Origin of the sequence: Methylobacterium sp. Leaf456, assembly GCF_001425465.1 — a bacterium.
In the GTDB taxonomy this organism is placed as follows: domain Bacteria; phylum Pseudomonadota; class Alphaproteobacteria; order Rhizobiales; family Beijerinckiaceae; genus Methylobacterium.
Genome location: NZ_LMQV01000023.1, coordinates 47,671 through 71,529, shown reverse-complemented (window position 1 = coordinate 71,529; position 23,859 = coordinate 47,671). Strand labels below are relative to the sequence as shown.

Annotated in this window: 20 protein-coding genes and 1 pseudogene; 16 read left to right on the top strand and 5 right to left on the bottom strand. The window is 69.9% G+C overall.

Annotated features, from left to right (window positions below; genetic code table 11):
* The first annotated feature begins 1 nt into the window (after window position 1).
* Both ASG52_RS13850 and ASG52_RS13845 read left to right on the top strand, forming a co-directional pair.
* On the top strand, window positions 2–607 hold the full coding sequence (locus ASG52_RS13850) for a DUF1190 domain-containing protein (protein ID WP_056244024.1): 606 nt from the start codon (window positions 2–4) through the stop codon (window positions 605–607).
* The gene (locus ASG52_RS13845) at window positions 607–1,770 is read left to right on the top strand and encodes a glutathionylspermidine synthase family protein (protein WP_056244020.1); all 1,164 of its coding nucleotides are present in this window, start codon (window positions 607–609) and stop codon (window positions 1,768–1,770) included. The genes ASG52_RS13850 and ASG52_RS13845 overlap by 1 nt, the downstream gene beginning before the upstream one ends.
* Before the next feature lie 51 nt (window positions 1,771–1,821).
* On the opposite strand, the gene ASG52_RS13840 is transcribed toward ASG52_RS13845, so the two are convergent.
* Window positions 1,822–2,127 (bottom strand): hypothetical protein, encoded by a 306-nt coding sequence (locus ASG52_RS13840; RefSeq protein ID WP_056244016.1) that lies wholly within the window; start codon window positions 2,125–2,127, stop codon window positions 1,822–1,824.
* 159 nt (window positions 2,128–2,286) lie between these two features.
* Between ASG52_RS13840 and ASG52_RS13835 the strand changes: the two genes are divergently transcribed.
* The 7 genes from ASG52_RS13835 (at window position 2,287) to ASG52_RS13805 (ending at window position 12,096) form a co-directional block, all read left to right on the top strand.
* Complete coding sequence (locus ASG52_RS13835) at window positions 2,287–2,739, top strand: DNA polymerase III subunit chi (RefSeq protein WP_056244013.1); 453 nt, start codon at window positions 2,287–2,289, stop codon at window positions 2,737–2,739.
* A 37-nt stretch (window positions 2,740–2,776) separates the two neighbouring features.
* Complete coding sequence (locus tag ASG52_RS13830; protein ID WP_056244009.1) at window positions 2,777–4,387, top strand: S10 family peptidase; 1,611 nt, start codon at window positions 2,777–2,779, stop codon at window positions 4,385–4,387.
* Window positions 4,384–4,746 (top strand): hypothetical protein, encoded by a 363-nt coding sequence (locus ASG52_RS13825; protein WP_056244006.1) that lies wholly within the window; start codon window positions 4,384–4,386, stop codon window positions 4,744–4,746. The genes ASG52_RS13830 and ASG52_RS13825 overlap by 4 nt, the downstream gene beginning before the upstream one ends.
* A gap of 80 nt (window positions 4,747–4,826) precedes the next feature.
* Window positions 4,827–5,954, top strand: a complete 1,128-nt coding sequence (locus tag ASG52_RS13820; RefSeq protein WP_056244004.1) for a carboxylate-amine ligase — start codon at window positions 4,827–4,829, stop codon at window positions 5,952–5,954.
* An 80-nt stretch (window positions 5,955–6,034) separates the two neighbouring features.
* Window positions 6,035–6,568: a DUF4142 domain-containing protein gene (locus tag ASG52_RS13815; RefSeq protein ID WP_056244001.1), complete on the top strand. Its 534-nt coding sequence runs from the start codon at window positions 6,035–6,037 to the stop codon at window positions 6,566–6,568.
* Window positions 6,569–6,784: 216 nt separating this feature from the next.
* Window positions 6,785–7,798 (top strand): adenosine kinase, encoded by a 1,014-nt coding sequence (locus tag ASG52_RS13810; protein WP_056244000.1) that lies wholly within the window; start codon window positions 6,785–6,787, stop codon window positions 7,796–7,798.
* A gap of 266 nt (window positions 7,799–8,064) precedes the next feature.
* Window positions 8,065–12,096: a PAS domain S-box protein gene (locus ASG52_RS13805; protein WP_056243993.1), complete on the top strand. Its 4,032-nt coding sequence runs from the start codon at window positions 8,065–8,067 to the stop codon at window positions 12,094–12,096.
* 110 nt (window positions 12,097–12,206) lie between these two features.
* On the opposite strand, the gene ASG52_RS13800 is transcribed toward ASG52_RS13805, so the two are convergent.
* Both ASG52_RS13800 and ASG52_RS13795 read right to left on the bottom strand, forming a co-directional pair.
* Window positions 12,207–12,626 (bottom strand): FKBP-type peptidyl-prolyl cis-trans isomerase, encoded by a 420-nt coding sequence (locus tag ASG52_RS13800; protein WP_056243991.1) that lies wholly within the window; start codon window positions 12,624–12,626, stop codon window positions 12,207–12,209.
* Between the two features lie 262 nt (window positions 12,627–12,888).
* On the bottom strand, window positions 12,889–13,350 hold the full coding sequence (locus ASG52_RS13795) for a hypothetical protein (RefSeq protein ID WP_056243988.1): 462 nt from the start codon (window positions 13,348–13,350) through the stop codon (window positions 12,889–12,891).
* A 258-nt stretch (window positions 13,351–13,608) separates the two neighbouring features.
* On the opposite strand from ASG52_RS13795, the pseudogene ASG52_RS13790 reads away from it, so the two are divergent.
* Both ASG52_RS13790 and ASG52_RS13785 read left to right on the top strand, forming a co-directional pair.
* A pseudogene (locus ASG52_RS13790) lies at window positions 13,609–14,830 on the top strand (CaiB/BaiF CoA transferase family protein).
* A gap of 22 nt (window positions 14,831–14,852) precedes the next feature.
* Window positions 14,853–15,665 carry an enoyl-CoA hydratase/isomerase family protein gene (locus ASG52_RS13785; protein ID WP_056243986.1) on the top strand — a complete coding sequence of 271 codons (813 nt, stop codon included), beginning with the start codon at window positions 14,853–14,855 and terminating at the stop codon, window positions 15,663–15,665.
* Between the two features lie 289 nt (window positions 15,666–15,954).
* Here ASG52_RS13785 and tpiA read toward each other — a convergent pair whose 3' ends face one another.
* Both tpiA and ASG52_RS26410 read right to left on the bottom strand, forming a co-directional pair.
* Entirely contained in the window at window positions 15,955–16,719 is a 765-nt protein-coding gene (gene tpiA, locus ASG52_RS13780; RefSeq protein WP_056243983.1) for a triose-phosphate isomerase, read from the bottom strand.
* A 368-nt stretch (window positions 16,720–17,087) separates the two neighbouring features.
* On the bottom strand, window positions 17,088–17,522 hold the full coding sequence (locus ASG52_RS26410) for a type II toxin-antitoxin system PemK/MazF family toxin (RefSeq protein ID WP_162250004.1): 435 nt from the start codon (window positions 17,520–17,522) through the stop codon (window positions 17,088–17,090).
* 193 nt (window positions 17,523–17,715) lie between these two features.
* On the opposite strand from ASG52_RS26410, the gene ASG52_RS13775 reads away from it, so the two are divergent.
* The 5 genes from ASG52_RS13775 to trpD all read left to right on the top strand — a co-directional run bounded on the left by ASG52_RS13775 (window position 17,716) and on the right by trpD (window position 23,855).
* Window positions 17,716–19,617: a peptidylprolyl isomerase gene (locus ASG52_RS13775; protein WP_056243982.1), complete on the top strand. Its 1,902-nt coding sequence runs from the start codon at window positions 17,716–17,718 to the stop codon at window positions 19,615–19,617.
* 8 nt (window positions 19,618–19,625) lie between these two features.
* Window positions 19,626–21,146: an anthranilate synthase component I gene (gene trpE, locus ASG52_RS13770; protein WP_056243979.1), complete on the top strand. Its 1,521-nt coding sequence runs from the start codon at window positions 19,626–19,628 to the stop codon at window positions 21,144–21,146.
* A 76-nt stretch (window positions 21,147–21,222) separates the two neighbouring features.
* Window positions 21,223–21,669 (top strand): hypothetical protein, encoded by a 447-nt coding sequence (locus tag ASG52_RS27240; protein WP_156383963.1) that lies wholly within the window; start codon window positions 21,223–21,225, stop codon window positions 21,667–21,669.
* A 381-nt stretch (window positions 21,670–22,050) separates the two neighbouring features.
* Window positions 22,051–22,653, top strand: coding sequence for an anthranilate synthase component II (locus ASG52_RS13765; protein WP_056243977.1), 603 nt, complete (start codon window positions 22,051–22,053; stop codon window positions 22,651–22,653).
* Window positions 22,654–22,841: 188 nt separating this feature from the next.
* On the top strand, window positions 22,842–23,855 hold the full coding sequence (trpD, locus tag ASG52_RS13760; RefSeq protein ID WP_056243974.1) for an anthranilate phosphoribosyltransferase: 1,014 nt from the start codon (window positions 22,842–22,844) through the stop codon (window positions 23,853–23,855).
* The last annotated feature ends 4 nt before the right edge of the window (window positions 23,856–23,859 follow it).

Sequence of the window (23,859 nt, the reverse complement as noted above, 5' to 3'; positions counted from 1 at the left end):
CATGGCGGAGCGAGACCTGCCGCGCCTGGAGATCGGCCGAAAGGTCGCGACCAAGCGGTCGCAGACCGTCTCGACCGCCCTGGTCGCCAGCGCCGGCCTCGCCGCGTTCGGCCTCGGCAGCCTCACCTGGGTCACGCCGTCCCAGAACGTTCTGGTCTATCCCGACGCCGCCGCCTGTGCCGCCGAGGGCATCCGGCCGGCGGCCGAGTGCCAGAGCGAGTACGCGACCGCCCGCGCCGCCTATCCGCGCACGGCGCCGCATTACGACACGGAGTTGGACTGCGCGCGCCACCACGGCAGCTTCCGCTGCTCCGCCGATGCGGCGACGACGGGCCCTCGCCGCTTCGTACCGCGCATGGCCGGCTACATGATCGGTCGCTCGGCTGCACAGGGCCTGACGCCGGAGCCCGTCTACGATCACGTCGCGGGCCATGGCGGTCACGGCGGAAGCTACTGCACCGGTTCCGGTTCGGCGATCTCGACCGGCTCCGGCCGTTCCGCCTCTTCGGGCAAGCTCACGAGCGTGTCCAAAGGAACGAGTGCGGGAACGACGTCGTTCGGCGGCTTCGGCGGGAGCGGCAAAAGCTTCTCCTCGTTCGGCTCCTGATGCGCCGCGTAGCCCTCGGCGAGCGGCCGGATTGGTGCGCGCGGGCGCGGGAAGCAGGCTTCACCTTCCACACTCTCGACGGCGCACCCTACTGGGACGAGAGCCACGCCTACGCCTTCTCGCTGCGCGAGATCGAGGAAGAGATCGAAGGCCCGGCGGGCGAACTCCATGACCTCTGCCTCGCCTTCACGGCGGATGCGGTGGCGGACGAGCGCATCCTCACGAGCCTGCGCATCCCCGAATCCGCCTGGGACGCCGTACGCGACTCCTGGCGGCGGGACGATCCGAGCCTCTACGGCCGGCTCGACCTCTCCCATAGTGGGAACGGCCCGGCCAAACTCTTGGAGTACAACGCCGACACGCCGACCGCGCTCTATGAGACCGCGGTGTTCCAGTGGCTCTGGCTGGAAGAGAGCCTTCGCGAGGGGCGCCTGCCGCCGGGCAGCGACCAGTTCAACGCGGTCCACGAACGGCTGATCGAAAGACTGCGTGCGATCGCCGCGACGGGCCTCACGGGCTTCGCCGCAGAGGCGGAGGCGCCGGAGGATATCGGCACCGCCGCCTACCTTCAGGACTGCGCCGTGCAGGCGGGCTGCGCCACGCTGCTTCTCGACCTGTCGCAGATCGGGCTACGCCCGGACGGCGCCTTCTGCGGGCCGGACGGGCAGCCGCTCGCCACCCTGTTCAAGCTCTATCCGTGGGAATGGGCGTTCGCCGATCCGTTCGGCGGAGGCGTCGCCGCGTCGCCGACGCGCTTCCTCGAACCGCCCTGGAAGATGGTGCTCTCCAACAAGGGACTGCTCGCCCATCTCTGGGCGCGCGAGCCGGGCCATCCGAACCTGCTGCCGTGCTGCTTCGAAGACGATCCAGCCTGCGCCGCGCTTGGAAAAAATTACGTCCGCAAGCCGCTGCTCTCGCGGGAGGGCGCCAACGTCGAGATTTTCGCCCGAGGCCGGCAGGTCGCCGGAGAGGCCGGCCCCTACGGCGCAGAGGGCTTCGTGCGGCAGGCGCTCGCCGAACTGCCCGATTTCGACGGGCGGCGCCCGCTCGTCGGCGCCTGGATGGTCGGGGACGCGGCGTCCGGCCTGTGCATCCGCGAGTCGGACGGGCCGATCACCGGCAACGGCGCCCTGTTCGTGCCGCACTGGATCGAGCCGGACTGAACATCGAAAGGGAGGGCCGGAAACGCTCCGGCACTCCCTGTCCCAAATCGATCAGCGGCCGGTGGCGGCGCCCGCGGCGCCGGACCCCGTACCGGTCCCGGTTCCCATGTTGCCGCCGGCGGCGCCACCCGCAGCGCCCGGCGCGGCTGGGGCCATGCCGGTCCCGGTCGAGCCTGTCGTGTTGCCGGTGGCCGAGCCGGTGGAGCGCTCCATTCCCTTTTCGGAATTGCTCTTCACGCTGCCGGGATTGTTCATGTTGCCCTCCGTGCTTCCACCTCCGGCAGCGGTTTGTGCGAAGGCGGTGCCCGTGAGGGCAAGGCCGAGCGAGGCGGCGAGGGCGATCGTGGCGTGGCGCATGGTTCGTTCCATCCCTGGTGGTTATGAGGGGTGGAAACCCGACGCCGCGCCGGAATGTTCAGAAGAACCGTCCCCGACCCACGGCTTGCGACGGGGTCGGACGCCGCGACGCTCCGTCCGCGCTGTGCTGCGGCGCGGCGACCCTATATCAAGCGGGCCGTGACCGAGATTCTGTTCTACCACCTCCAGCGCCAGCCCCTCGAAAAGGTGCTGCCGAGCCTCCTCGAGAAGTCGCTGGAGCGCGGCTGGCAGGCGGCCATCCAGGCGGTGAGCGAGGAGCGGCTCCAGGCTCTCGACGATGGCCTGTGGACCTACGCCGACGAGAGTTTCCTTCCCCACGGCACCGACCGCGACACCGACGCCGCGACCCAGCCGGTGGTGCTGACCCTGCGCCCGGAAAACCCCAACGGCGCCTCGATCCGCTTCCTCGTGGAAGGCGCCGACCTGCCCGAGGATGCGGGCGGCTACGCGCGCATCTGCATCCTGTTCGACGGCACCGACACCGACGCCCTCTTGCGCGCCCGCGAGCAATGGCGCGGCGCGAAAGACGCCGGCCACACGGTCGCCTACTGGCAGCAGGACGAAACCGGCCGCTGGAACAAGAAGGCGTGACGCCTCCCCGAACGACGGCAGAGATGGACCCGAGCGCATGATGCATCCGACCACGCGCTTCCCCGCCGGGGCGCTGCGAACGGGCCTTACCGCCCTCTTGGCGCTCGGCATCGGCCTCGCGCCGATGACCGCCTCGGCCCAGCAAGGCCCGCCGCAGGGGCCGGCGCGCAAGGCACCCGAGCGCGAGGGTCGGCGCCTGCCGCCGGATTCCACCACGGAACAAAAAATCGATCTCGGCGAGGGCCGCACTCTCAGCTTCAAGGCCACCGCCGGCAGCCTCGGCCTCGTCGACGAGGACGGCAAGCTTCAGTCCGAGATCGCCTTCATCGCCTATCTCAAGCCCGGCACGCCGGAAGAGATCGCCGCGCGCCCGATCACCTTCGCGGTAAACGGCGGGCCGGGTGCGGCCTCGGCCTATCTCAACATCGGCGCGCTCGGGCCCTGGCGGCTGCCGACCGATGGCGGGACGATCAGCCCGTCGCAGCGGCTCGACCTTCAGGCCAACCCCTCGACCTGGCTCGACTTCACCGATCTGGTCTTCCTCGATCCCGTCGGCACCGGCTACAGCCGCGCCGCGGACGGCGACGGCAAGAAGTACTGGAACATCGATGCCGACGCCTCGATCCTGGCCGCCACCATCGCGCGCTATCTGCGCCAGAACGACCGGCTGGTCTCGCCGAAATTCTTCGTCGGCGAGAGCTATGGCGGCTTCCGCGGGCCGCTGATCGCCCAGAAGCTTCAGGACGATGTCGGGATCGGCCTGTCGGGTCTCGTGCTGCTGTCGCCGGTGCTCGACTTCGCGTGGCTGCAATCGCCCCGCACCACGCCCTGGGGCTACGTGACCCGGCTGCCCTCCTTCGCCGCCGCCGCCCTGGAGCGCAAAGGTACGACGCCTACGCGCACGACGATGAAGGACGCCGAGGCCTACGCGTCGGGCGATTACCTCGCCGATCTCCTGAAAGGTCCCGCGGATCGCCAAGCCGTGGCGCGGCTCTCCGAAAGAGTGGCGGCGCTGACCGGGCTCGACCCCGAGACGGTGCGGCGGCAGGCGGGGCGCATCTCGGCGGGCAGCTACCAGCGCGAGATCGGCCGCGACGCCGGCCGCGTCGCCTCGGCCTACGACACCGGCGTCACCGGCTGGGACCCCGATCCGAACGCGCCGCATTCGGGCTTCGAGGACCCGGTGCTGACCGCGCTCAAGGCCCCGCTCACGGGCGCGATGGTGCGGCTCTACACGGAGAAGCTCGGCTGGCGCGTCGAGAACATGCGCTACGAACTCCTCAGCGAGGCGGTCAACCGCGGCTGGAACTGGGGTTCGGGCCGGTCCCCGCCCGAGTCGATGGGCGCGCTCAAGGATGCCATGGCGCTCGACGGGAATCTACGCGTCCTCGTCGTCCACGGCTTCACCGATCTGGTGACGCCCTACTTCACCTCGAAGCTCCTGATCGACCAAATGCCGGTCTACGGCTCGGCCGACCGGCTCAAGCTCGCGGTCTATCCCGGCGGACACATGTTCTACACGAGGCCCGACTCGCGAAAGGCCTTCCACGAGGACGCCGCCGACCTGTTCGCGCGTGCGGTGCGCGGTCGCTCCGACGGCAGCGTCGGGGGCGGCGGCGAGCCGGATCGCCCGAGGCCGACCCCGTGAGGGTTTTGGCAAGCGTCCTTGCCCTGGTCCTGCTCTCCGCCTGCACGGCGACGGAGCGGGCCGCCCCGATCCCGGCGATTCCGCCGCCGAGCGCCGTGCTGCCCAAAGCGCCCGCCGCCTTCTCCGGGCCGGTCCTCGACGCGGGCGGCGCCTGCACCGGGCCGGCGCCCGGCACGGCGGCGGCGATCGAGCCCGGCATCGGCGAGTGCGACCTCGTGCGTCTCAAGGGCCGCCCGCCGACCGACGTGCTGGTGGGCGAGGGCCGCGCAGGCCGCGAGGTGCAGGTGCTCTATGCCGAGCCCGGCGCCAAGGAGCTGTATTTCTTCGTGAACAACCGCCTCGACCGTATCGTGCGTTAAGGCCCCCGGACAACTGGACAGGGGATTGCTTGCCCCGCGGCGAGCCCGGCATCCGTCCGGTCAGAGAGGCACGAGGCGCGATGGCCCACGAGTACCGGTTCGGGATCGAGGAGGAGCTGTTCCTGGCGGACGCCCGGACGCGGGCGGCGCCGCAGGATTCGGTGGCCGCCTTCCACAAGGCGGCCGGCCATCGGCTGGAGGGCGTCGAGCGCGAACTCCTGGAGAACCAAGCCGAGATTTCCTCCAAACCCTCCGCGAGCTTCGCCGAGGCCGAGGACGCGCTGGCCGCCCTGCGCCAGGGCCTGTGCCGGATCGGGCGCGAGCACGGCCTGAAAATCTTCGCCGCCGGCACCCACCCGACCGCGATCTGGGCCAAGCAGCGCGAGACCTCGAAGCTGCGATACCGCAAGATGATCGACAACCTTCAGATGGTCGGACGCCGCTCCGTCGTCTGCGGGCTCCACGTCCATGTCGAGGTGCCCGACCCGGACCAGCGCATCGCCCTGATCAACCGGCTGATGCCCCATCTTCCGGTGCTGCTGGCGCTCTCGACCTCGTCGCCGTTCTACGACCGGCGCCGCACGGGGCTGGCCGGCTACCGCCTGCGCGCCTATGCCGAACTTCCCCGCACCGGCCTGCCCGAGTTGTTCGCCGACGCCGCCGACTTCGACCGCTACGTCCGGGTGATGACGCGGGCGGGCGCGGTGGAGGACGCCACCCATCTCTGGTGGCACATCCGTCCCTCGGTGCGGTATCCGACCCTGGAACTGCGGGTGGCCGACAGCTGCACCCGGCTGAAGGATTCGCTGGCGATCGCCGCGCTCTACCGCTGCCTCGTGCGGCTCTGCGTGCGCCGGCCCGACCTCGCGGTGCCGCTCACCGGCGCGAGCCGCGGCATCGCCCAAGAGAACCTGTGGCGGGCTGAGCGCGACGGCGTCAACGCCGCCCTCATCGACGAAGCCGCGGAAGAGATCGTGCCGGTGCGCCGTCTCGTCGAGCGCCTGCTCGACCTTACGGCGGAGGACGCCGCGGCGCTCGGCTGCGCCTCCCAGGTCGCCCACGCGCTCACCATCGCGACCTGCGGATCGAGCGCCGACGGGCAGATCTTGACCTACGACAAGGCGCTCGAGGAAGGCGCGAGCAAGCGCAAGGCGCTGTCGCGCGTCATCGACTGGCTCGCCCGCGAGACGGCGGATTGCGGCGGGTAGCCTCCGGATGGCGGCAGGAACCGGCGGCCCACCGCCCGGTTCCCACAGCCCGAGAGGGAGCCGCCACAGGAGTGCCCGTCATGAGAGTATCGACCGCCATCGCCTGCCTGCTGATCGCCGCCGCCGGGCCTGCCGCGGCGCAATCGGTCGGCGAGAAGACCGGAGTGAACTCGCTGATCGGCGTCAGCCCCTCGACCCAGGACTTCGTCACCCAAGCCGCGATCAGCGACCTGTTCGAGATCCAGACCAGCGAACTCGCCCTGGAGCGCGCCGACGAGCCGACCAAGTCGTTCGCGGGTAAGATGATCGAGGAGCACCGCAAGGTCTCCGACGAGATGAAGATGATCCTCCAGAGCGGCAAGGTGCAGGCCGAGCTGCCGAAGGCGCTCGATTCGGCCCACCAGAGCAAGCTCGACACGTTGAAGGGCCTGAACGGCCCCGACTTCACCAAGCAGTATTACGAGGATCAGGTGCGCGGGCACAAGAACGCGTCCGACCTCTACAAGCGTTACGCCGATGGCGGCGACAACGCCGAGCTGAAGGCGTTCGCGATCAAGAACAAGCCGCATATCGACGAACATCTCAAGATGGCACAGGAGCTGGGTAAGAAATAAGCTCTTAATACACCTGCCCACGTCATTCCGGGGCCGCGTAGCGGATCTTGGAAGCCACCACTGGCCGCGACGGCTCGTATAGCCGCGCATCACGGGTGGATTCCGGGTTCGCCTTCGGCGACCCGGAATGACGGTGGAAAGGGCGATTGCTTGACGCCCCACCAGTGCGGTGCGACAGCCGCGGGATCATCTGACCCCGCGAGACTGGACGGACCGATGTCGCAACCCCTCGATCTCCTCGTTCTCGGCAACGCCATCGTCGATCTCATCGCGCATGCCGACGACGCCTTCCTGGCCGACCAGGGCGTGGCGAAGGGCGCGATGCAGCTCATCGACGAGGAGCGGGCCGAGGCCCTCTTTTCCGTGATGGGGCCGGCCACCGTCGTCTCCGGCGGCTCGGGTGCCAACACCGCCGTCGGCGCGGCCCTGCTCGGCGCCAAGACCGGCTTCGTCGGCAAGGTCCGCGACGACGAACTCGGCCGCCTGTTCAGCCACGACCTCAAGGCCACCGGCGTGAGCTTCGAGACCGCGTCCGCCGGCGACGGCCCCGCCACCGCCCGCTGCTTCATCCTGGTGACGCCGGACGGCGAGCGCACCATGAACACCTATCTCGGCGCCTGCCAGAAGCTCTCGTCCGACGACGTCGACGAGGACGCCGTGCGCGCCGCCCGCGTCACCTACCTCGAAGGCTATCTGTGGGATCCGCCCGCCGCCAAGGACGGGTTCCGCAAGGCGGTTGGGATCGCCCACGGCGCGGGCAACGCCGTGGCGCTGACGCTGTCGGACGCGTTCTGCGTCGATCGCTACCGCGACGAGTTCCTGGGGCTGATCCGCGAGGGCAGCATCGACATCCTGTTCGCCAATATCGGCGAGTTGCAGAGCCTGTATTCCACCGACGACCCGGACAAGGCGATCGCGGCGTTGCGCGACGAGCGCGGCGGCCACGGCAAGCACCTGCTCGGCCTCGTCACCCGCTCGGCCGAGGGCGCCCTCGTAGTGCGCGGCGGCGAGGTCCGCTCGGTCGAGGCCTCGCCGGTGCGCGAGGTGATCGACACCACCGGAGCGGGCGACCTGTTCGCCGCGGGCTTCCTGGCCGGCCACGCCCGCGGGCTCGACTACGTGGCGAGCGCCCGCCTCGGCACCCTCGCGGCGGCGGAGGTGATCGAGCATATCGGCGCCCGGCCGCAGCGCGACCTGCTGGCGCTCGCCCGCGAGCAGCGGCTGATCTGACGGGTTTTCGAAACGGTCCGGCGCTCGGCTTGCCGAACCGTTTCGGTCACTCAGTGATCACGGGATCGTGAAAGGGCGGACCGGCCGTGGCAATGGCCTGTCCGCCTTCGTCATTTCGGTGCTCGGGTACGAAATGCGCGCATCGTTACCGGCGCGTTAACCATTGCTTGTCCGGTCGCGTGGATGCTGCGGCGCGCCGGAGCCTGATTCGGCTCAGTCGCGATGCCGGCCGCCCGCGGGCGGTCCCATGGAAGGCCGCCTCAGACGTGCGCACCGATCCGGGCCTGCGCTCCCCGCTGTTCCGCTCCGGTCCCGGAGTGGTGACGGCCTTCGCCTGCGCGCTGCTGATCGTGTTGCTCGGCGTCTGGCAGATGTCCCGCGCCTGGGACGCGGCGATGGGCAAGGCGCGTGACGATGTCGCCAACATCAGCCGCTCGATGGCGCAGCACGCCACCGGCCTCCTCGACGGCATCGAGCTGACGCTGGCCGGCATGGCCGAGCGCGCTGGCAACGAGGACCGCGCGGCGCTCTCGCATTACATCCGCCGCCGCGCCGAGGGCTCGACCCATGTCCGCTACCTCGCCGTGCTCGACGCCGACGGGCGTTGGCTCGCCGATTCGCGCGACCCCGAGGCTGCGACCCGCCCGCCCGAAGCGGGCCGTGCGCCGGAGGCGGGCCGCGACGACCTGCGCTGGCACCGCGAGCATCCGGGCACCGGCCTGTTCGTCGGCACGCCGCGGCCGGACCGGGGGCATGCCGGCCCCATCATCCCGATCTCCCGGCGGCTGACCCGGGCCGACGGCGGCTTCGGCGGCATCGTGGTGGCCGCGCTCGACCCCAAGGTGCTGCAAGATGTCTACGACGGGGTGCGGCTCGATTCCCGCAGCGCCATCGCCCTCTGGCACGAGGACGGACGCCTGCTGGTACGCCGGCCCGCGATCGCGCCGACGGACCGGAGCTTCGCCGACACCGAGTTCTTCCGGGCGCTCACAGCGGGCGGCCGGGCGACGCACCTGTTCGAGGTGCCCGGCGCCGTCGATGGCTTGCGGCGGCTCACCGGCTACGAGCGCCTCGCCCGCCACCCCTCGCTCATCGTCTCCGTCGGCGTCAGCCTCGACGACATCGTCGCGGCGTGGCGCAACGAGGCGCTGATCGAGGCTGCAGCCCTCGGGCTGGCCGTTCTGGCGCTGATCGGCCTCGGCATCGGCCTGGAGCGGCGCGAGAGCCGCATCCGCGCGGCGGAGCGCGAGGCGGTCGAGGCGCAATCCTTGTTCCGCGCCCTGTTCGACCATTCCACCGACGGCCTGTTCGTCCATAGGATCGAGCCCGACGGCACGGTGCGGCTCGAGGCGCTGAACGGCCGGGCCGCCGGGATTCTCGGACGCCGCACCGACGAGGTCACGGGCCGCTCCTTGAGCGAGATCCTGCCGCCGGACCTCCACGCCCACGTCGCCTCCGACCTCGAGGCCACGATCCGGACGAGCGCGCCACGGGCGTTCGAGCGCGGCGACGGGGAGGGGGGCCGCGTCTGGGAGGTCGTCCACGTGCCGCTGCACCGACCCGACGGGCGGGTCGCGCGCATCTTCGCGGGCGCGCGCGACATCACCCACCTGCGCGAGGCGGAGGCCGCGGCGCTCGACGCCAACCGCCTGCTGCTCATGGCCGAGCAGATGGCCCATGTCGGCCACTGGCATCTGGACGTGGCGAGCGGGCAGATGCGCTGGTCGGACGAGGTCTACCGCATCCACGGCCGCGATCCGGCGACCTTCCGGCCGACGTTGGAGGACGGCCTCGCGGCCTACCATCCGGACGACCGTGACACCGTCGCCGCCATGGTCGCCCGTGCGGTCGAGACCTGCGGCAGCTTCGACCTCACCAAGCGCATCGTGCGGCCGGACGGCGAGGTGCGCTACGTCCAGGCCCGCGGCATCTGCGTGCTCGGGCCCGCGGGCGAGGACGGCGTGCCTGTCGTCACCAGCCTGTTCGGCGTCTTTTCCGACATCACCCAGCGCATCCGGGCCGAGGCCTCGGTGGTGTCGAGCGAGGCGCGCTACCGCATGCTGGCGGACGCCGCCACCGACATGGTGGTGCAGACCGGCCCGGACGGTCGCTGCCTCTACGTCTCCCCCGCGGTGCGCGACCTCGTCGGCGGCGAGCCCGAGGCGCTGACCGGCACGCCCTTCGCCGACCTCGTTCACGCCGACGACGCGGCCGATTTCTCCGCGACCCTCGCCGGCCTCGCGGGCGGCGCCGAGGACCGGGCCGTGAGCGTCGCGCGGCTGCGCCACCGCGACGGGCGCTGGATCTGGGTCGAGGCCTCGCTGAAGGTCCTGCGGCTGCCCGGCGGACGTTTCGGCGGTTTCGTCGCCTCGGTGCGCAACATCGACGAGCGCCGCCGCGCCGACGAGGCCCGCCGCGAGAGCGAGGCGCGCTACCGCCTGCTCGCCGACAACGCCTCCGACCTGATCGTGCTCGGCCACGCCGACGGGCGGCGCAGCTACATCTCGCCCGCCGTCACCGCGATGCTCGGCTACACGGTGGAAGAGGCCCACGGCCTCGGCATGCGCGAGTGGATTCACCCGGAAGACCTCGCCGAGGTCTTTTCCACCACGGTCCGCCTCAGCGACGCGCGCCCGACCGCCAACGTCATCTACCGCCTGCGTCACAAGGCCGGGCACTACATCTGGGCCGAGGCCGCCTTCCGCCGCGTGGCCGGCGAGGCGGGCGACGTGCAGATCGTCACCGCGATCCGCGACGTCACCGAGCGCCAGCGGCAGGCCCGCCATCTGGAGCAGGCCAAGGCGCAGGCCGAGGCCGGGGCGCGGATCAAGGCCGAGTTCCTGGCCAACATGAGCCACGAGCTGCGCACGCCGCTCGCCGGCATGCTCGGCACCCACGACCTGCTCCAGAGCGACCCGACCCTGAACCCGGCGCAGCGCCGCCTCGTCGGCCTCGCCCAGGAATCGAGCCGCTCGCTCCTCACCATCGTCAACGACATCCTCGACTTCTCGAAGATCGAGGCCGGCGAGATGATCGTCGAGAGCGTACCGTTCAGCCTGTCCGAACTGGTCGAGAGCTGCCGCCGGCTCGCGGCCGAGGCCGCCCGCGACAAGGATCTGGCGCTCACCGTCTCGATCGCCCCCGACCTGCCCGACTGGCTCAAGGGCGACCCGACGCGCATCCGCCAGATCCTGCTCAATCTCGCCACCAACGCGGTGAAGTTCACGGCCGGGGGGCGCGTGTCGATCGCGGTGACCCGCGCAGGCGCGCAGGGCGGCGTGCCGCTGGTGCGCATCGCCGTGTCGGACACGGGCATCGGCATCGCGCAGGACGCCCTGCCGCGGCTGTTCGAGCGCTTCAGCCAAGCCGACGGCTCGACCGCGCGCCGCTACGGCGGCACCGGCCTCGGGCTCGCGATCTGCAAGCGGCTCGCGGCGCTGATGGGCGGCGAGATCGGCGTCGAGAGCCGGGTCGGCGAGGGCTCGACCTTCTGGTTCGCGCTGCCCCTGCCGCTGGCCCAGGCCGAGCGCCCGGCCGCGGCCCGGCCGGAGCTGCTGGGCGCCGCGCCGAGCGTGCGCCGCATCCTGCTGGCGGAAGACAACCGCATCAATCAGGAGATCCTGACCACCGTCCTCGAGCGAAAAGGGCACGAAGTGACCCTCGTCGGCAACGGCCGCGAGGCGCTCGATGCCGTGAAGGCCGGCACCGGCTTCGACGTGATCCTGATGGACGTGCAGATGCCCGAGATGGACGGGCTGGAGGCGACCGCCGCGATTCGCGCCTTCGAGGTCGAAAACGGCTACGCCCGCCTGCCCATCATCGCGCTCACGGCCAACGCCATGAACGACGAGGTCGAGCGCTGCCGCTCGGCCGGCACCGATGCGCATGTGGCCAAGCCCGTGCACTGGCCCGACCTGTTCGGAACGATCGACCGGCTGTGCCGGACGGACACCCCGACGTCGGCCCGCATCCTCGACGAGGCGATGCTGGAGATGATGGCCGGGGTGGTGGGCCGCGAGCGGATCGGCGACCTGCTGGCTGCGGCGATGCGCGAGATCGAGCGGCGCGTCGGCCTGCTCTGCGCGGCCGAGATCGGCGCGCGGGACTTCGCCACCGAGGCGCACGTGCTGGTCTCGCTCAGCGGTCAGCTCGGCTTCGTCGAGCTGTCGGAGCTGTGCCGCGACCTGGAAAAACGCACGACCGGCGCGGACGGACGCCTGCGGGCCGCCGAACTGCGCGAGGCGGCAGAGCGGGCGCGCAAAGCCATGGCGACCTGCGCCTACGCGCGGGCGGCGTAGGCGCGCGGTAAAACCTCACGATCGAAGATCGCCGCCGCGAATGCGGGGCGGCGGGCGTCCGCCGGACGCGTGGAACGAGACCGTCGGTCCCGTTCCACGCAACCAAAGTGTTACCGCGAGCCAATCAGCTCGACGTCGAAGATCAGCGTGGCGTTCGGCGGGATGACGCCGCCCGCGCCGCGGGGGCCGTAGCCCAGCTCCGGCGGGATCGTAAGGATGCGGCGGCCGCCGGCCTTCATCGTGGCGACGCCCTCGTCCCAGCCGCGGATCACCTGACCGGCGCCGATCTTGAAGCTGAAGGGCTGGCCGCGGTCGCGGGAGGAATCGAACTTCTTGCCCTGCTTGCCGCCGCCGGCATCGAGCCAGCCGGTGTAGTGCACGGTGACCTGCTGGCCGGTCTGCGGCTCGGGGCCGGTGCCGACCACCTCATCGACGTAGGACAGGCCCGAGGGCAGCGTGACGGGCTGGGCGGAAGCGGCTGCGGTCATGGCGAGGGCGATGGCTCCGGCGATGGGAAGGATCGGACGCATGAATCTCGTCTCGGCGGGTCGTTCGCGACGACGGGCCGGCGGGTTACCACGCTGCTGTTCGGAAAGCGAATTTTTGGGATCCGGGCGGGCGGAGGCGAAGGTGAGCTTGTCGGTTCGCGGCCTCTCTACTCACGCTGCCGTCATTCCGGGGCCGCGAAGCGTAACCCGGAATCCACCCGTGATGCGCGGCTCCACGAGGCGTCGCGGCCAGTCGTGGATTCCGGGTTCGCTTCGCGCCCTGGAATGACGGTGATGAAGTCTTTCAGTACCGCGCGCTGAGCGCAGCGCGCTCGGCCACGCAGGCGCCCGCCGCCGGCCCGACCACGAGGTCGCCCTGGCGCGGGTTGTTGAGGGCGAGCGGCGCGGTGTCCTTACGGCCCCAGAAACCGCCGCCGAGCTGCTCCTCGAAGAAGCCGTCGCCGAACTGGATGTAGCAGCGGTCGATCACCGCGACCGTGCCGTAGCTCGCCCGGAACGCAGCGCTTTCGGGGCCGGCGCCGGGGCCGCAGGTCAGCGCCACGTCGATGCGGCCGGACTGGTTGAAGCGGATCGCCTGCGAGCGGTGCGGGCGCACCGCGACCCAGGGGCCGCCGTCGCGGCTGACGAGCGCGGTGTAGCCCGAGCGGTTGATGATCTGCCGGGTGCAGCCGGCCTCAACCGCCGTGGCGGTCGCGAACCCGCCGAGGAGGGCCGCGAGGCCGATCGCCGTTCTCACCCCGTGCATCCCGTTTCTCCCGTCCCGAGCCTTATGGCCACGCTCGCGTCGATAACCGCTTGGCCGCACTGGGCGTTCCCGCGCACGGTGCGTGCCGATCACCGTTCTGCCCTCCGCAGGATCGCACACGCGCGCGGTTGCCCCCAGACCGTCGGACTGCGTAAGCTCGATTCATAATTAAACGGCTCGCGGACAGCGCGAGTGGGGGAGGTTCGTGATGCGCCAAGGCCGGGGCTACGTTTTCGCGCCGTCTTGCTGGGGCGCCTGATGGCCGAGCCGCACCATTCCGGGCCGCTCGCGGGCCTGCGCGTGATCGAAGCTCGCCCACATCATGGCCGGTCCGGTCTGCGGGCTGATGCTCGGCGACATGGGTGCCGAGGTCATCAAGGTGGAAAAAATCGACGGCGGCGACGACACCCGCCGTTCGGTGCCCCCGGCTATCGAAGGCGAGAGCGCCGCCTACATGATGATGAACCGCGGCAAGCGCTGCATCAGCCTCGACCTGAAGAGCCCGGACGGCAAGGCGGTCCTGCGTCGGCTGCTGGCGGAGGCCGACGTGCTGATCGAGAACTACCGCGCCGGCACGATGGAGCGGCTGGGTCTCGGCTACGAGGTGCTGAAGGCCGAGTTTCCGGCGCTGATCTACTGCTCGCTCTCCGGCTTCGGCCGCTCCGGCCCCTACGCCGAGCGGGCCGGGTTCGATCTCGTGGCGCAGGGCATGAGCGGGCTGATGAGCATCACCGGCGAGGGGCCGGGGCGCCCGCCGATGAAGTGCGGCCCGCCGGTCACGGACATCACCGCCGGCCTTCTCGCCGCAATGGGCGTGTTGGCGGCCTATGTCCACCGCCTCAAGACCGGCGAGGGGCAGGTGGTGGACACCTCGCTGTTCGAGGCCGGCATCACCTTGACCTACTGGCAATCGGCCATCGCCATGGCGACCGGCGTCGCGCCGGGCCCCATGGGCTCGGCCCACCCGCTCAACGCGCCCTACGAGGCGTTCGAGACCGCGGACGGCTGGATCACCATCGGCGCGGCCAACCAGACCAACTGGCTGCGCCTGCTCGCGGTTTTGGGCGCCGAAAACCTTACCGGCGATCCGCGCTTTGGCGCCAACCGCGACCGGATGGCGAACCGGGAAGCCCTCGCCGAGGCCCTGGCCCCGCATTTCCGCCGCGCGTCGTCCGCCGACTGGCTCGCCCGGCTGGAGGCGGGCGGCGTGCCCGCCGGGCCGGTGCTCGACGTGCTGGCGATGCAGGCCGACCCGCAGGCACGCGCCCGCGAGATGGTGGTTGAAGTCGATCACGCCCGCGCCGGGCGGATGGAGACGCTGGGGCTTCCCGTAAAATTCTCGCAGACGCCCGGCCGCGTCCACGGCCCGGCGCCGCTGCTCGGCGAGCACAGCCGCGCGATTCTCGCCGAGGTCGGCTACGATGCGGGGCAGATCGACGACTTGATCGCCCGCGGCATCGTGGGCGAGACCACAGCCTGATTGAACACCCGGAGCCTGACCGATGACGACCGAGGCCGCGCCGACCGACGAACTGCTCTACGCGGTCGATGACGGCGGCATCGCCCGCATCACCCTCAACCGCCCCCAGGCCCGCAACGCGCTCACCTTCGCGATGTACGAGCGGCTGGTGGAACTGTGCGGGCGGATCGAGGCCGACCGTTCGGTCAAGGCGGTGATCGTGACCGGCGCGGGCGACAAGGCGTTCGCCGCCGGCACCGATATCGGCCAGTTCCGCGATTTTCGCACGGCCGAGGAGGCGCTGGGCTACGAGCGCTTCATGGACAAGGTGCTGGGCAGCCTGGAGCGGCTGCGGGTGCCGACCATCGCCGCGGTCGCAGGCGCCTGCACCGGCGGCGGCATGGCGATCGCCGCGGCCTGCGATCTGCGCATCGCCTCGCAGGACGCCCGCTTCGGCATCCCGATCGCGCGGACGCTGGGCAATTGCCTGTCGCAATCGACCCTGCAGCGGCTGTCCGCCCTGATCGGCGCGCCGCGGGTGAAGGACATCCTGTTCACCGCCCGCCTCGTCGGCGCCGACGAGGCCCGCGCCATCGGCTTCGCCAACGAGGTCTTGGCGGATGCGGGCGCCGTGCAGGCCCGCGCGAGCGAACTCGCGGCTCTCCTCGCGAGCCACGCCCCGCTGACGCTGCAGGCCACCAAGGAAGGCCTGCGCCGCCTGTCCGAGGGCAAGGCCGGCGAAGGGCCGGAGCAGTCCGGCGACGACCTGATCGTGCTCTGCTACACCAGCGAGGATTTTCGCGAGGGCATGGACGCGTTCCTGTCGAAGCGCCCGCCGGCGTTTAAGGGGCGGTGAGGGCAGAGGCGCCGACACCGGCCGCCACGATGCTCAAGCCCTGCACCGTCATTGCGATGCGAAGCCGAAGCAATCCAGGGCGCGACGGGTCAAGAATATGCATTTTAGCTCGATGAAGCGGTCGCCGGTGCGACCCCTTCGGACATGCGGGGCGCCGGATTGCTTCGGCTCCGCCTCGCAATGAAGGCGAGATCACTCGGAGACGCGTGCTCCCGGTCTTTCAAACCTTCCCCTCCTTCGAGGCCGCTCCGCGGCACCTCCGGATGAGGGCGGTGGGTTGGGGAGAATCCTACTTCTCGTAGGCCCGGCAAATTCCCAAAAAGTCTTCCGCCACGAGGCTCGCGCCGCCCACCAGCGCCCCGTCGACATTCTCGACCGCCATCAGCTCGCGCGCGTTGCCGGGCTTGACCGAGCCGCCGTAGAGGATGCGGATCTTGGCGCCCTCGGTGCCGGCCATCTTGTCGAGCATCTCGCGCAAGGAGGCGTGGACCTCGGCGATCTCCTTCGGGGTCGGGGTGCGGCCGGAGCCGATCGCCCAGACCGGCTCGTAGGCGATCACCGTGTCCTCGGCGGTGGCGCCCTTCGGGATGCCGATGGCGAGTTGCGCGCGGACGATGTCGAGCGCGCGGCCCTGCTGGCGCTCCTCCATGGTCTCGCCGACGCAGATGATGCCGCGAAGCCCCGCCCGCCGGGCACCCAGCGCCTTGGCGTGGACGCCGTCGTCGGTCTCGTAATGGTAGGCGCGCCGCTCGGAATGGCCGACGATGACGTAGTCGGCGCCGAGGTCGGCGAACATCTCCGCCGAGATCGAGCCGGTGAAGGCGCCGTTCGCCCGAGCATGCAGGTTCTGGCCGCCGATGGCGATGGGCGAGTCCTTCACCGCCTCGACGCAGGCCGAGACCAGCGTCGCGGGCGGGCAGATCAGCACGTCGATGTCGGCGAGCAACTGGGACGACAGCCCGTCCCGGATCGCATCGACGGTGGCGATCGACGAGCGCAGGCCGTTCATCTTCCAGTTGCCGGCAACCAGTGGACGTCGTCCCTCGCTCGCCATGGCGTCCCGGTCCCTCCGCACGTGCCAATCGGTATGGGGCGGACCTAGCAGAGCAAGCTTGGGCGCGCAAACCGGGAAGGCGTTTGTTCAAGGCATCCACGCGAAGGCGGTATCGTGACCTCATACAGCTGAGCCGGAGGACGACCTTCGGGTGCGGACCTGTCGTGAGCCGCGAGCGTGAACGGGACGGCCAACAATGAAAGGCCCCACCGGATCGCTCCGGCAGGGCCTGTCATGAGGCCGGCAAAGGTGGTCCCTGCTGGGGATCGTGCCGGCCCCCAAAGCCCCTTTCGGGGACGGGTTGAACATACGCCCTCAGCTCCCAAAAAAATAGACGTGGCGTATGGATTCGTTGCCGTGACGAGGGCTCAGAGTCCCATCGCCGCCCGCAATCCGGTTTGAACCCGCGCCAAGTCGGCGGGACTCAGGAAATCTCCACGGTACCCACGCCCGATCAAAACCCGATCGAGTCGGGTGTGCGAGACGAGGGTGACGGCAGCGCATTTAGCCCACGAGGCTTTCGGCAGGCTCAGATAGGCTCTCGCCGCGAAGGGAACGTCCCATGCGGCTTGCGATCGCGGCAGCGTCGCGCTGAATGGGACGACGAGGCAGACACCCGGGCCGATGCCGTGTCTGTGGTTCATCGCGGCGGGCGACACCACCACGACCTGCCGGATTTTCCAGAGTTCTGGAGTCACGCCGACGGGCGGTTTTCCGAGAGGAAATGTGAGTGGATCGGCCGGGTCGGGCCCGAAATCGCACATCAGTATCCCGCCCTGCCGCGGGGTGAATGTGATCGTCATCGAACTCGGACCCGGTCCCCGGCACCGTAGATACCATTTGATAAAGGACGTGCATCCCCTCCGGCGCTCATCCGCAAGGTCTGATGACCCCACCCCTACCCTTTGCGGGAGCGGCTCCGATCGTCTATCGCGAGCCCAGACACTGCCCCGCGCCATGCGCCGGGGCGATCAGGGTTTCAGGTCCGGCCGTCCGATGCTCCAGTCCATCCGCAGCGCCAGCCAAACGTGGCTCGGCAAGATCGTGCTCAGCGTGATCTTCACCTTCCTGATCGCGGGCGTGGCGATCTTCGGTGTGGAAGAGTTCTTCCGCGGCGGGTCGAGCACGACGGTCGCCACCGTCGGCAAGACGCCGATCTCGGCCGAAGAGGTCCGCACCGCCTACCAGAACCAGCTCAATCGCTATCAGCAGCAGCTCAAGCGCACCCTGACGCCGGATCAGGCCCGCGCGCTCGGCCTGGAGCGGCAGGTGCTGTCGCAGCTCATCACCGAAGCGGCGCTCGATCAGAAGACCGCCGACCTCGGCCTTGCCGTGTCGGATGCCGCGGTGCTCAAGGCGATCCAGGAGGAGCCGAGCTTCAAGGGCGCCAACGGCGCGTTCGACCGGACGCTGTTCTTTCAGACGCTCCAGCGCGCGGGCCTCAACGAGGCGCTATTCGTGCGTGAGCAGCGCTCGGTCATCGCCCGGCTCCAGCTCGCCGATTCGACGGTGGCCGAACTGCCGGTGCCGCAGGCGATGCGCGAGGCGGTCCACCGCTACTCGACCGAGCGCCGCTCGGCCGCGGTGCTGGCGCTGACGCCCGCCGCTGCGGGCGAGATTCCGGCCCCCACCGACGACGAGCTGAACAGCTACTACGATGGCCACAAGGCCAGCTACCGCGCGCCCGAATACCGCTCCCTGAACCTGCTGGTGCTGGAGCCCGAGACGCTGGCCAAGCCCGATGCCGTCACCGAGGCCGACGCCAAGACCGCCTACGAGGCCAACAAGGGCCGCTTCGGCCAGCCGGAGCGCCGCACGATCCAGCAGATCAGCTTCCCCGACGAGGCCGCGGCAGGGGAGGCGCGCGCCAAGATCGAGAGCGGCGAGCAGCCGTTCGAGGCGGTCGCCGTCGCCCGCGGCGCCGATCCGAGGGAGCTGACGCTGGGCACGCTGGCCAAGTCCGAGCTGTTCGACCCGGCGGTGGCGGATGCCGCCTTCGGCCTGGAGCAGGGCAAGGTAAGCCAGCCGGTCAAGGGCCGGTTCGGCACGGTGCTCCTGCGCGTCACCGCCATCGAGCCCGGCACCGTCAAGCCGTTCGAGGCGGTGAAGGACGAGGTCCGCAAGGAGGTCGCCCTGCGTCGCGCCCGCGAGGGGCTCACCGCCGCCCAGGACGCCATCGAGGATTCCCGCGCCTCGGCCAAGCCCCTTGCCGAGATCGCGAGCGAGCGCGGGCTCGCCGTGCTGTCGATCCCCGAGGTCGATGCCCGCGGGCTCGACCCGGCCGGCAACGAGGTGGCGGGCATCCCGGACAAGGACACGACGCTGGCGGCTGCCTTCCGCGCCGATGTCGGCAACGACACCGAGGCCCTGCGCACCAAGGACGGCGGCTCGATCTGGTACGACGTGATCAAGGTCACGCCGCCGCGGGAGAAGCCGCTGGACGAGGTGCGCGAGGAGGTCGTGAAGGGCTGGACCAAGGCCGAGACCGACAAGCGCCTCGTCGCCAAGTCCAAGGAGCTGACCGAGCGGCTGGAGAAGGGCGACGCGGTCGAGACCGTGGCGCAGGAGGCCGGCATCGCCGTCAAGGCGGTGACCGATCTCGGCCGCAACCAGAGCAAGGACGACCTCTCGGGCGAGACCGTCGAGCGCATCTTCGTCACTCCGGTCGGCAAGGCCGCTTCCGCCCCCTCGGGCGAAGGCCGCGCGGTGTTCAAGGTGACGGCGGCGACGATGCCGGCCTTCGTGCCGGGCACGCCGACCGACACGCAGCTCGTCAACTCGCTGCGCACGGCGCTCGCCGACGACGTGCTCGGCGAGTTCTTGGCCGAGGTGCAGAAGAGCGCGGGCGTGAGCGTCAACCAGACGGCGTTCCGGCGCGCGCTCGGCGGTGAGTACTGAGGGCGTCGATGACCGAACCTGCCCACGATGCGGTGCGGCGCGCCTACGCGGCGGGCCGGCCGAGCCTGCTCGGCCTCACCCTTGTGGCCGACCTGGAGACGCCGGTCGCCGCCTTCCTCAAGCTGAAGGGGGGGCATGCCGGCCCCGGCTTCCTGCTCGAATCGGTCGAGGGCGGCGCCGTGCGCGGGCGCTACTCGATGATCGGGCTCGACCCCGACCTGATCTGGCGCTGCCGCGACGGTCGTGCCGAGACCGCCCGCGACGCCGCGCTCACGGACTTCGTCGCCGACGACCGCCCTCCCCTCGAATCGCTGCGCGCTCTCATCAGTGAGAGCGCCATCGGCGACGAGCCGGACGGCGCGATTCTACCGCCGATGGCGGCGGGCCTGTTCGGCTATCTCGGCTACGACATGGTCCGCGCCATGGAGCGGCTGCCGGAGCCGAACCCCGACCCGCTCGGCGTGCCGGACGCGATCTTTGTCCGCCCGCGGACCATGGTGGTGTTCGACGCGGTCGCCGACGCGCTCACCGTCGTCACCCCTATCCGCCCCGTGGACGGCATGAGCGCGAGTGCGGCGATCGAGGCGGCGCAGGACCGGCTCGACCGGGTCGCGGCGGCGCTGGAAAGCCCGCTGCCGATCGAGGCGCGGGTGGACGCCGCCGGCCTCGCCCTGCCCTCCCCGGTCTCGAACACGCCGCCGGAAGAATTCCTGGGGATGGTCGCGAAGGCCAAGGAGTACATCGTCGCGGGCGACATCTTTCAGGTGGTGCTGTCGCAGCGCTTCGAGGCGCCGTTCACCCTGCCGGCTTTTGCGCTGTACCGGAGTCTGCGCCGCACCAACCCGGCCCCGTTCCTGTGCTACCTCGATTTCGAGGATTTCCAGGTCGTCTGCTCGTCGCCTGAAATCCTCGTGCGGGTGCGCGAGGGCACGGTGACGATCCGTCCCATCGCGGGCACGCGCCGCCGCGGCGCCACCCCCGCCGAGGACAAGGCGCTCTCGGAAGAGCTGCTCGCCGACCCGAAGGAGCGCTCCGAGCACCTGATGCTGCTCGACCTCGGCCGCAACGATGTCGGCCGCGTCGCTAAGATCGGCAGCGTGCGCGTCACCGGCTCATTCTTCCTCGAATACTATTCTCAGGTCATGCACATCGTCTCGAACGTCGAGGGCGATCTGGACCCGCAGCACGACACGCTCGCCGCACTCGCTGCGGGATTCCCCGCCGGTACGGTCTCGGGCGCGCCGAAGGTGCGGGCGATGGAGATCATCGACGAGTTGGAGCGCGAGAAGCGCGGGCCGTATGGGGGCTGCATCGGCTATTTCGGGGCGCGGGGCGAGATGGACACCTGCATCGTGCTCCGAACCGCCATCGTGAAGGACGGTCGCATGCACGTCCAGGCGGGCGCCGGCATCGTCTACGATTCCGACCCGCAATCGGAGCAGCAGGAATGCGTGAACAAGGCCAAGGCGTTGTTTCGCGCGGCGGAAGACGCGGTGTCATTCGCGAGCCGGGCGCGGCGGGGGCAGTAATCGCCGATTTTGTACAGATCCTGCCACCGGAGGCTCAAATTCTTCGTGCGGCATGAACGCATGACGATAGCGGACCATGCTGCGAAAAATCCAGATTTTCCTGCCGTATGCGCTGTTGATCGCCGTGGTACTATTTATATGCATTGCAGTTTATATATCAAATTTGGTTGTGTGTCGCGGCATAAGTTGCGTTTTTTCTGAAGAAGAAATCGAGAAAAATATCTTATTGGCAAAGGATTTCCCGGACAGATGCGCGTATGTTGGAGGCCCTACCGGCATCGGTATATTCCGCCCTTATAAATATGGTCGATTCGTTCGAGATCTGCTCGGCATCGAATATATGTTCATGAGCACGCAATTCCTCTACATATGGCGCGATGGCTCGACTGATGAGGAAATTGTCATCGTCAACGCAAATCGCCATATTATTTTGGAATATTATAAAGACGATAAGACATGCAGCACAAATGTTAGACTGAAATTTGATCCAACGAAAAACATGATCGCCATCAAGACTGATTAGCGGCGGCCGACGCATCTAGCATGTATGCGGGCGCCGGTTTCGACGTCGATTCGCGCATCGCCACCGTGCCGGAAACCGGAGACCAATAGCTGATTCATGCCGTCGATCCGCAGGAGCCAATTTCACACCTGTGGCCGCACGAAGGGCCTGAGCCGGCCCATCGCCTTGACTTCCCAAAGCGCCGACGCCACCCCCTGAGCAACGACCCATCCTACCCAACCCCCTCATCCTGAGGTGCCGGCGCGTCGCGTCGGCCTCGAAGGAGGGCTTCAGTCAGCCGCGCGAGCTGGAGCCCTCCTTCGAGGCCGCTGCGCGGCACCTCAGGATGAAGGGATCGGGTGGGAAACAGGTCCGCCGAATTCGCCGCAAGGCCCAGGCCCGATGTCCAACGTCCTCGTCATCGACAACTACGATTCCTTCACGTGGAATCTCGTCCACCTGATCGGCCCGCTCTGTGGCCGGATCGACGTGGTGCGCAACGACCGGATCGATGTCGCCGGCATCCGCGCGCGGGCGCCGGATGCGCTGGTGCTGTCGCCGGGGCCGTGCACCCCGAACGAGGCGGGGGTCTGCCTCGACGCGGTTCGGGAACTCGGCGCGGAGGTGCCGATCTTCGGCGTCTGCCTCGGGCTCCAGACCATCGGGCAGGCCTATGGCGGCGACGTGGTGCGGGCGCCCGCGCCGATGCACGGCAAGGTCTCGACCATCCGCCACGAGGCCAAGGGCGTGTTCCGCGGCATCAACGAGGGGTTCGATGCCACGCGCTACCACTCGCTGGTGGTCGACCGCGCGAGCTGCCCGGACGACCTCACGGTGACGGCCGAGGCCGACGGGCTGATCATGGGGCTGCAGCACCGGGACTTGCCGGTGCACGGGGTGCAGTTCCATCCCGAGAGCATCCTCTCCAACCACGGCACGCAGATCATCCAGAACTTCCTCGACCTCGCCGCGGCGTGGCGGGCGCAGGCGCGCCCGAGTGCGTGACAAGGGCGGGCTAGCCGTGCATTGACGGTCGCATCCCCCTCCCCCCTCTGCGGGGGAGGGTGGCCCTCGCGTCAGCGAGGGTCGGGAGAGGGGAGCGACGTTTCCGGACAGCGCGCGCCCCTCACCCGACCCGCTTCGCGGGCCACCCTCGCCCGCGGAGGGGAGAGGGTTCGAGCAGAGCCCGACCCATGGACGCCTTCAAGACCCATCTCGCCACCGTCGCGACCGGCGCCGCGCTCACCCGCGAGCAGGCGCGCGCCGCCTTCGACGACCTGCTCTCGGGTGAGGTCACCCCGGTCCAGGCCGGGGCCTTCCTGACGGCGCTCGCCGTGCGCGGCGAGAGCGAGGACGAGATCCTGGGGGCCGTCTCGGCGATGCGCGCCCGGATGCTGCCCGTGACGGCGCCGGAGGGTGCCATCGACATCGTCGGCACCGGCGGGGATCATTCGGGCAGCTACAACGTCTCGACGCTCGCCGCGATCCTCACTGCGGCCTGCGGCGTGCCGGTCGCCAAGCACGGCAACCGCGCCGCCACCTCGCGCTCGGGTGCGGCCGACGTGCTCGCGGCGCTCGGCGTCACCATCGGGCTCGATCCCGCCGGGCTCGCCCGCTGCCTCGAACAGGCCGGCCTGTGCTTCATGTTCGCGCAGACCCATCACGGCGCCATGCGCCACGTCGCGCCGACGCGCTCCGAACTGCCGTTCCGCACGATCTTCAACATGCTGGGCCCGCTCTCGAACCCGGCCGGCGTCACCGCCCAGGTGTTCGGCGTGTCGCGCCCGGCCTGGGCCGAGCCGCTGACGCGGGTGCTCGGCGCGCTGGGCAGCCGCCGGGTCTGGACCGTGCACGGCTCCGACGGGCTCGACGAGATCACCACGACCGGCCCGACCGCGGTGGTCGCGCTGGAAGACGGCGCGCTCCGGCACTTCACCATCCACCCGGAGGATGTCGGCCTGAAGCTGTCGACCCTCGACGACCTGCGCGGCGGCGATCCAGAAGACAACGCGGCGGCGCTCAACGCCGTGCTGGAGGGCGAACGCAACGCCTATCGCGACATCGCCGTGCTGAACGCGGGCGCCGGCCTTGTGGTGGCGGGGACCGCCGGTACCCTCACCGAGGGCGTCCTACGGGCGCAGGCAGCGATCGATTCGGGCGCGGCGCGGGGCACGCTGGCCCGGCTCGTCGCCGCCTCGCGGGCGTGATAAG

What these genes read in the sequence shown, in the direction of transcription:
- ASG52_RS13830 (WP_056244009.1), top strand. Translation starts at nt 2,777, where the DNA reads ATGATGCATCCGACCACGCGCTTCCCCGCCGGGGCGCTGCGAACGGGC.
- ASG52_RS13765 (WP_056243977.1), top strand. Translation starts at nt 22,051, where the DNA reads ATGTCCAACGTCCTCGTCATCGACAACTACGATTCCTTCACGTGGAAT.
- ASG52_RS13840 (WP_056244016.1), bottom strand. Translation starts at nt 2,127, where the DNA reads ATGCGCCACGCCACGATCGCCCTCGCCGCCTCGCTCGGCCTTGCCCTC.
- ASG52_RS13800 (WP_056243991.1), bottom strand. Translation starts at nt 12,626, where the DNA reads ATGCGTCCGATCCTTCCCATCGCCGGAGCCATCGCCCTCGCCATGACC.
- ASG52_RS13815 (WP_056244001.1), top strand. Translation starts at nt 6,035, where the DNA reads ATGAGAGTATCGACCGCCATCGCCTGCCTGCTGATCGCCGCCGCCGGG.
- tpiA (WP_056243983.1), bottom strand. Translation starts at nt 16,719, where the DNA reads ATGGCGAGCGAGGGACGACGTCCACTGGTTGCCGGCAACTGGAAGATG.
- ASG52_RS13820 (WP_056244004.1), top strand. Translation starts at nt 4,827, where the DNA reads ATGGCCCACGAGTACCGGTTCGGGATCGAGGAGGAGCTGTTCCTGGCG.
- trpE (WP_056243979.1), top strand. Translation starts at nt 19,626, where the DNA reads ATGACCGAACCTGCCCACGATGCGGTGCGGCGCGCCTACGCGGCGGGC.
- ASG52_RS13845 (WP_056244020.1), top strand. Translation starts at nt 607, where the DNA reads ATGCGCCGCGTAGCCCTCGGCGAGCGGCCGGATTGGTGCGCGCGGGCG.
- ASG52_RS26410 (WP_162250004.1), bottom strand. Translation starts at nt 17,522, where the DNA reads ATGACGATCACATTCACCCCGCGGCAGGGCGGGATACTGATGTGCGAT.
- ASG52_RS13775 (WP_056243982.1), top strand. Translation starts at nt 17,716, where the DNA reads ATGCTCCAGTCCATCCGCAGCGCCAGCCAAACGTGGCTCGGCAAGATC.
- ASG52_RS13810 (WP_056244000.1), top strand. Translation starts at nt 6,785, where the DNA reads ATGTCGCAACCCCTCGATCTCCTCGTTCTCGGCAACGCCATCGTCGAT.
- trpD (WP_056243974.1), top strand. Translation starts at nt 22,842, where the DNA reads ATGGACGCCTTCAAGACCCATCTCGCCACCGTCGCGACCGGCGCCGCG.
- ASG52_RS13795 (WP_056243988.1), bottom strand. Translation starts at nt 13,350, where the DNA reads ATGCACGGGGTGAGAACGGCGATCGGCCTCGCGGCCCTCCTCGGCGGG.
- ASG52_RS13785 (WP_056243986.1), top strand. Translation starts at nt 14,853, where the DNA reads ATGACGACCGAGGCCGCGCCGACCGACGAACTGCTCTACGCGGTCGAT.
- ASG52_RS27240 (WP_156383963.1), top strand. Translation starts at nt 21,223, where the DNA reads ATGCTGCGAAAAATCCAGATTTTCCTGCCGTATGCGCTGTTGATCGCC.
- ASG52_RS13850 (WP_056244024.1), top strand. Translation starts at nt 2, where the DNA reads ATGGCGGAGCGAGACCTGCCGCGCCTGGAGATCGGCCGAAAGGTCGCG.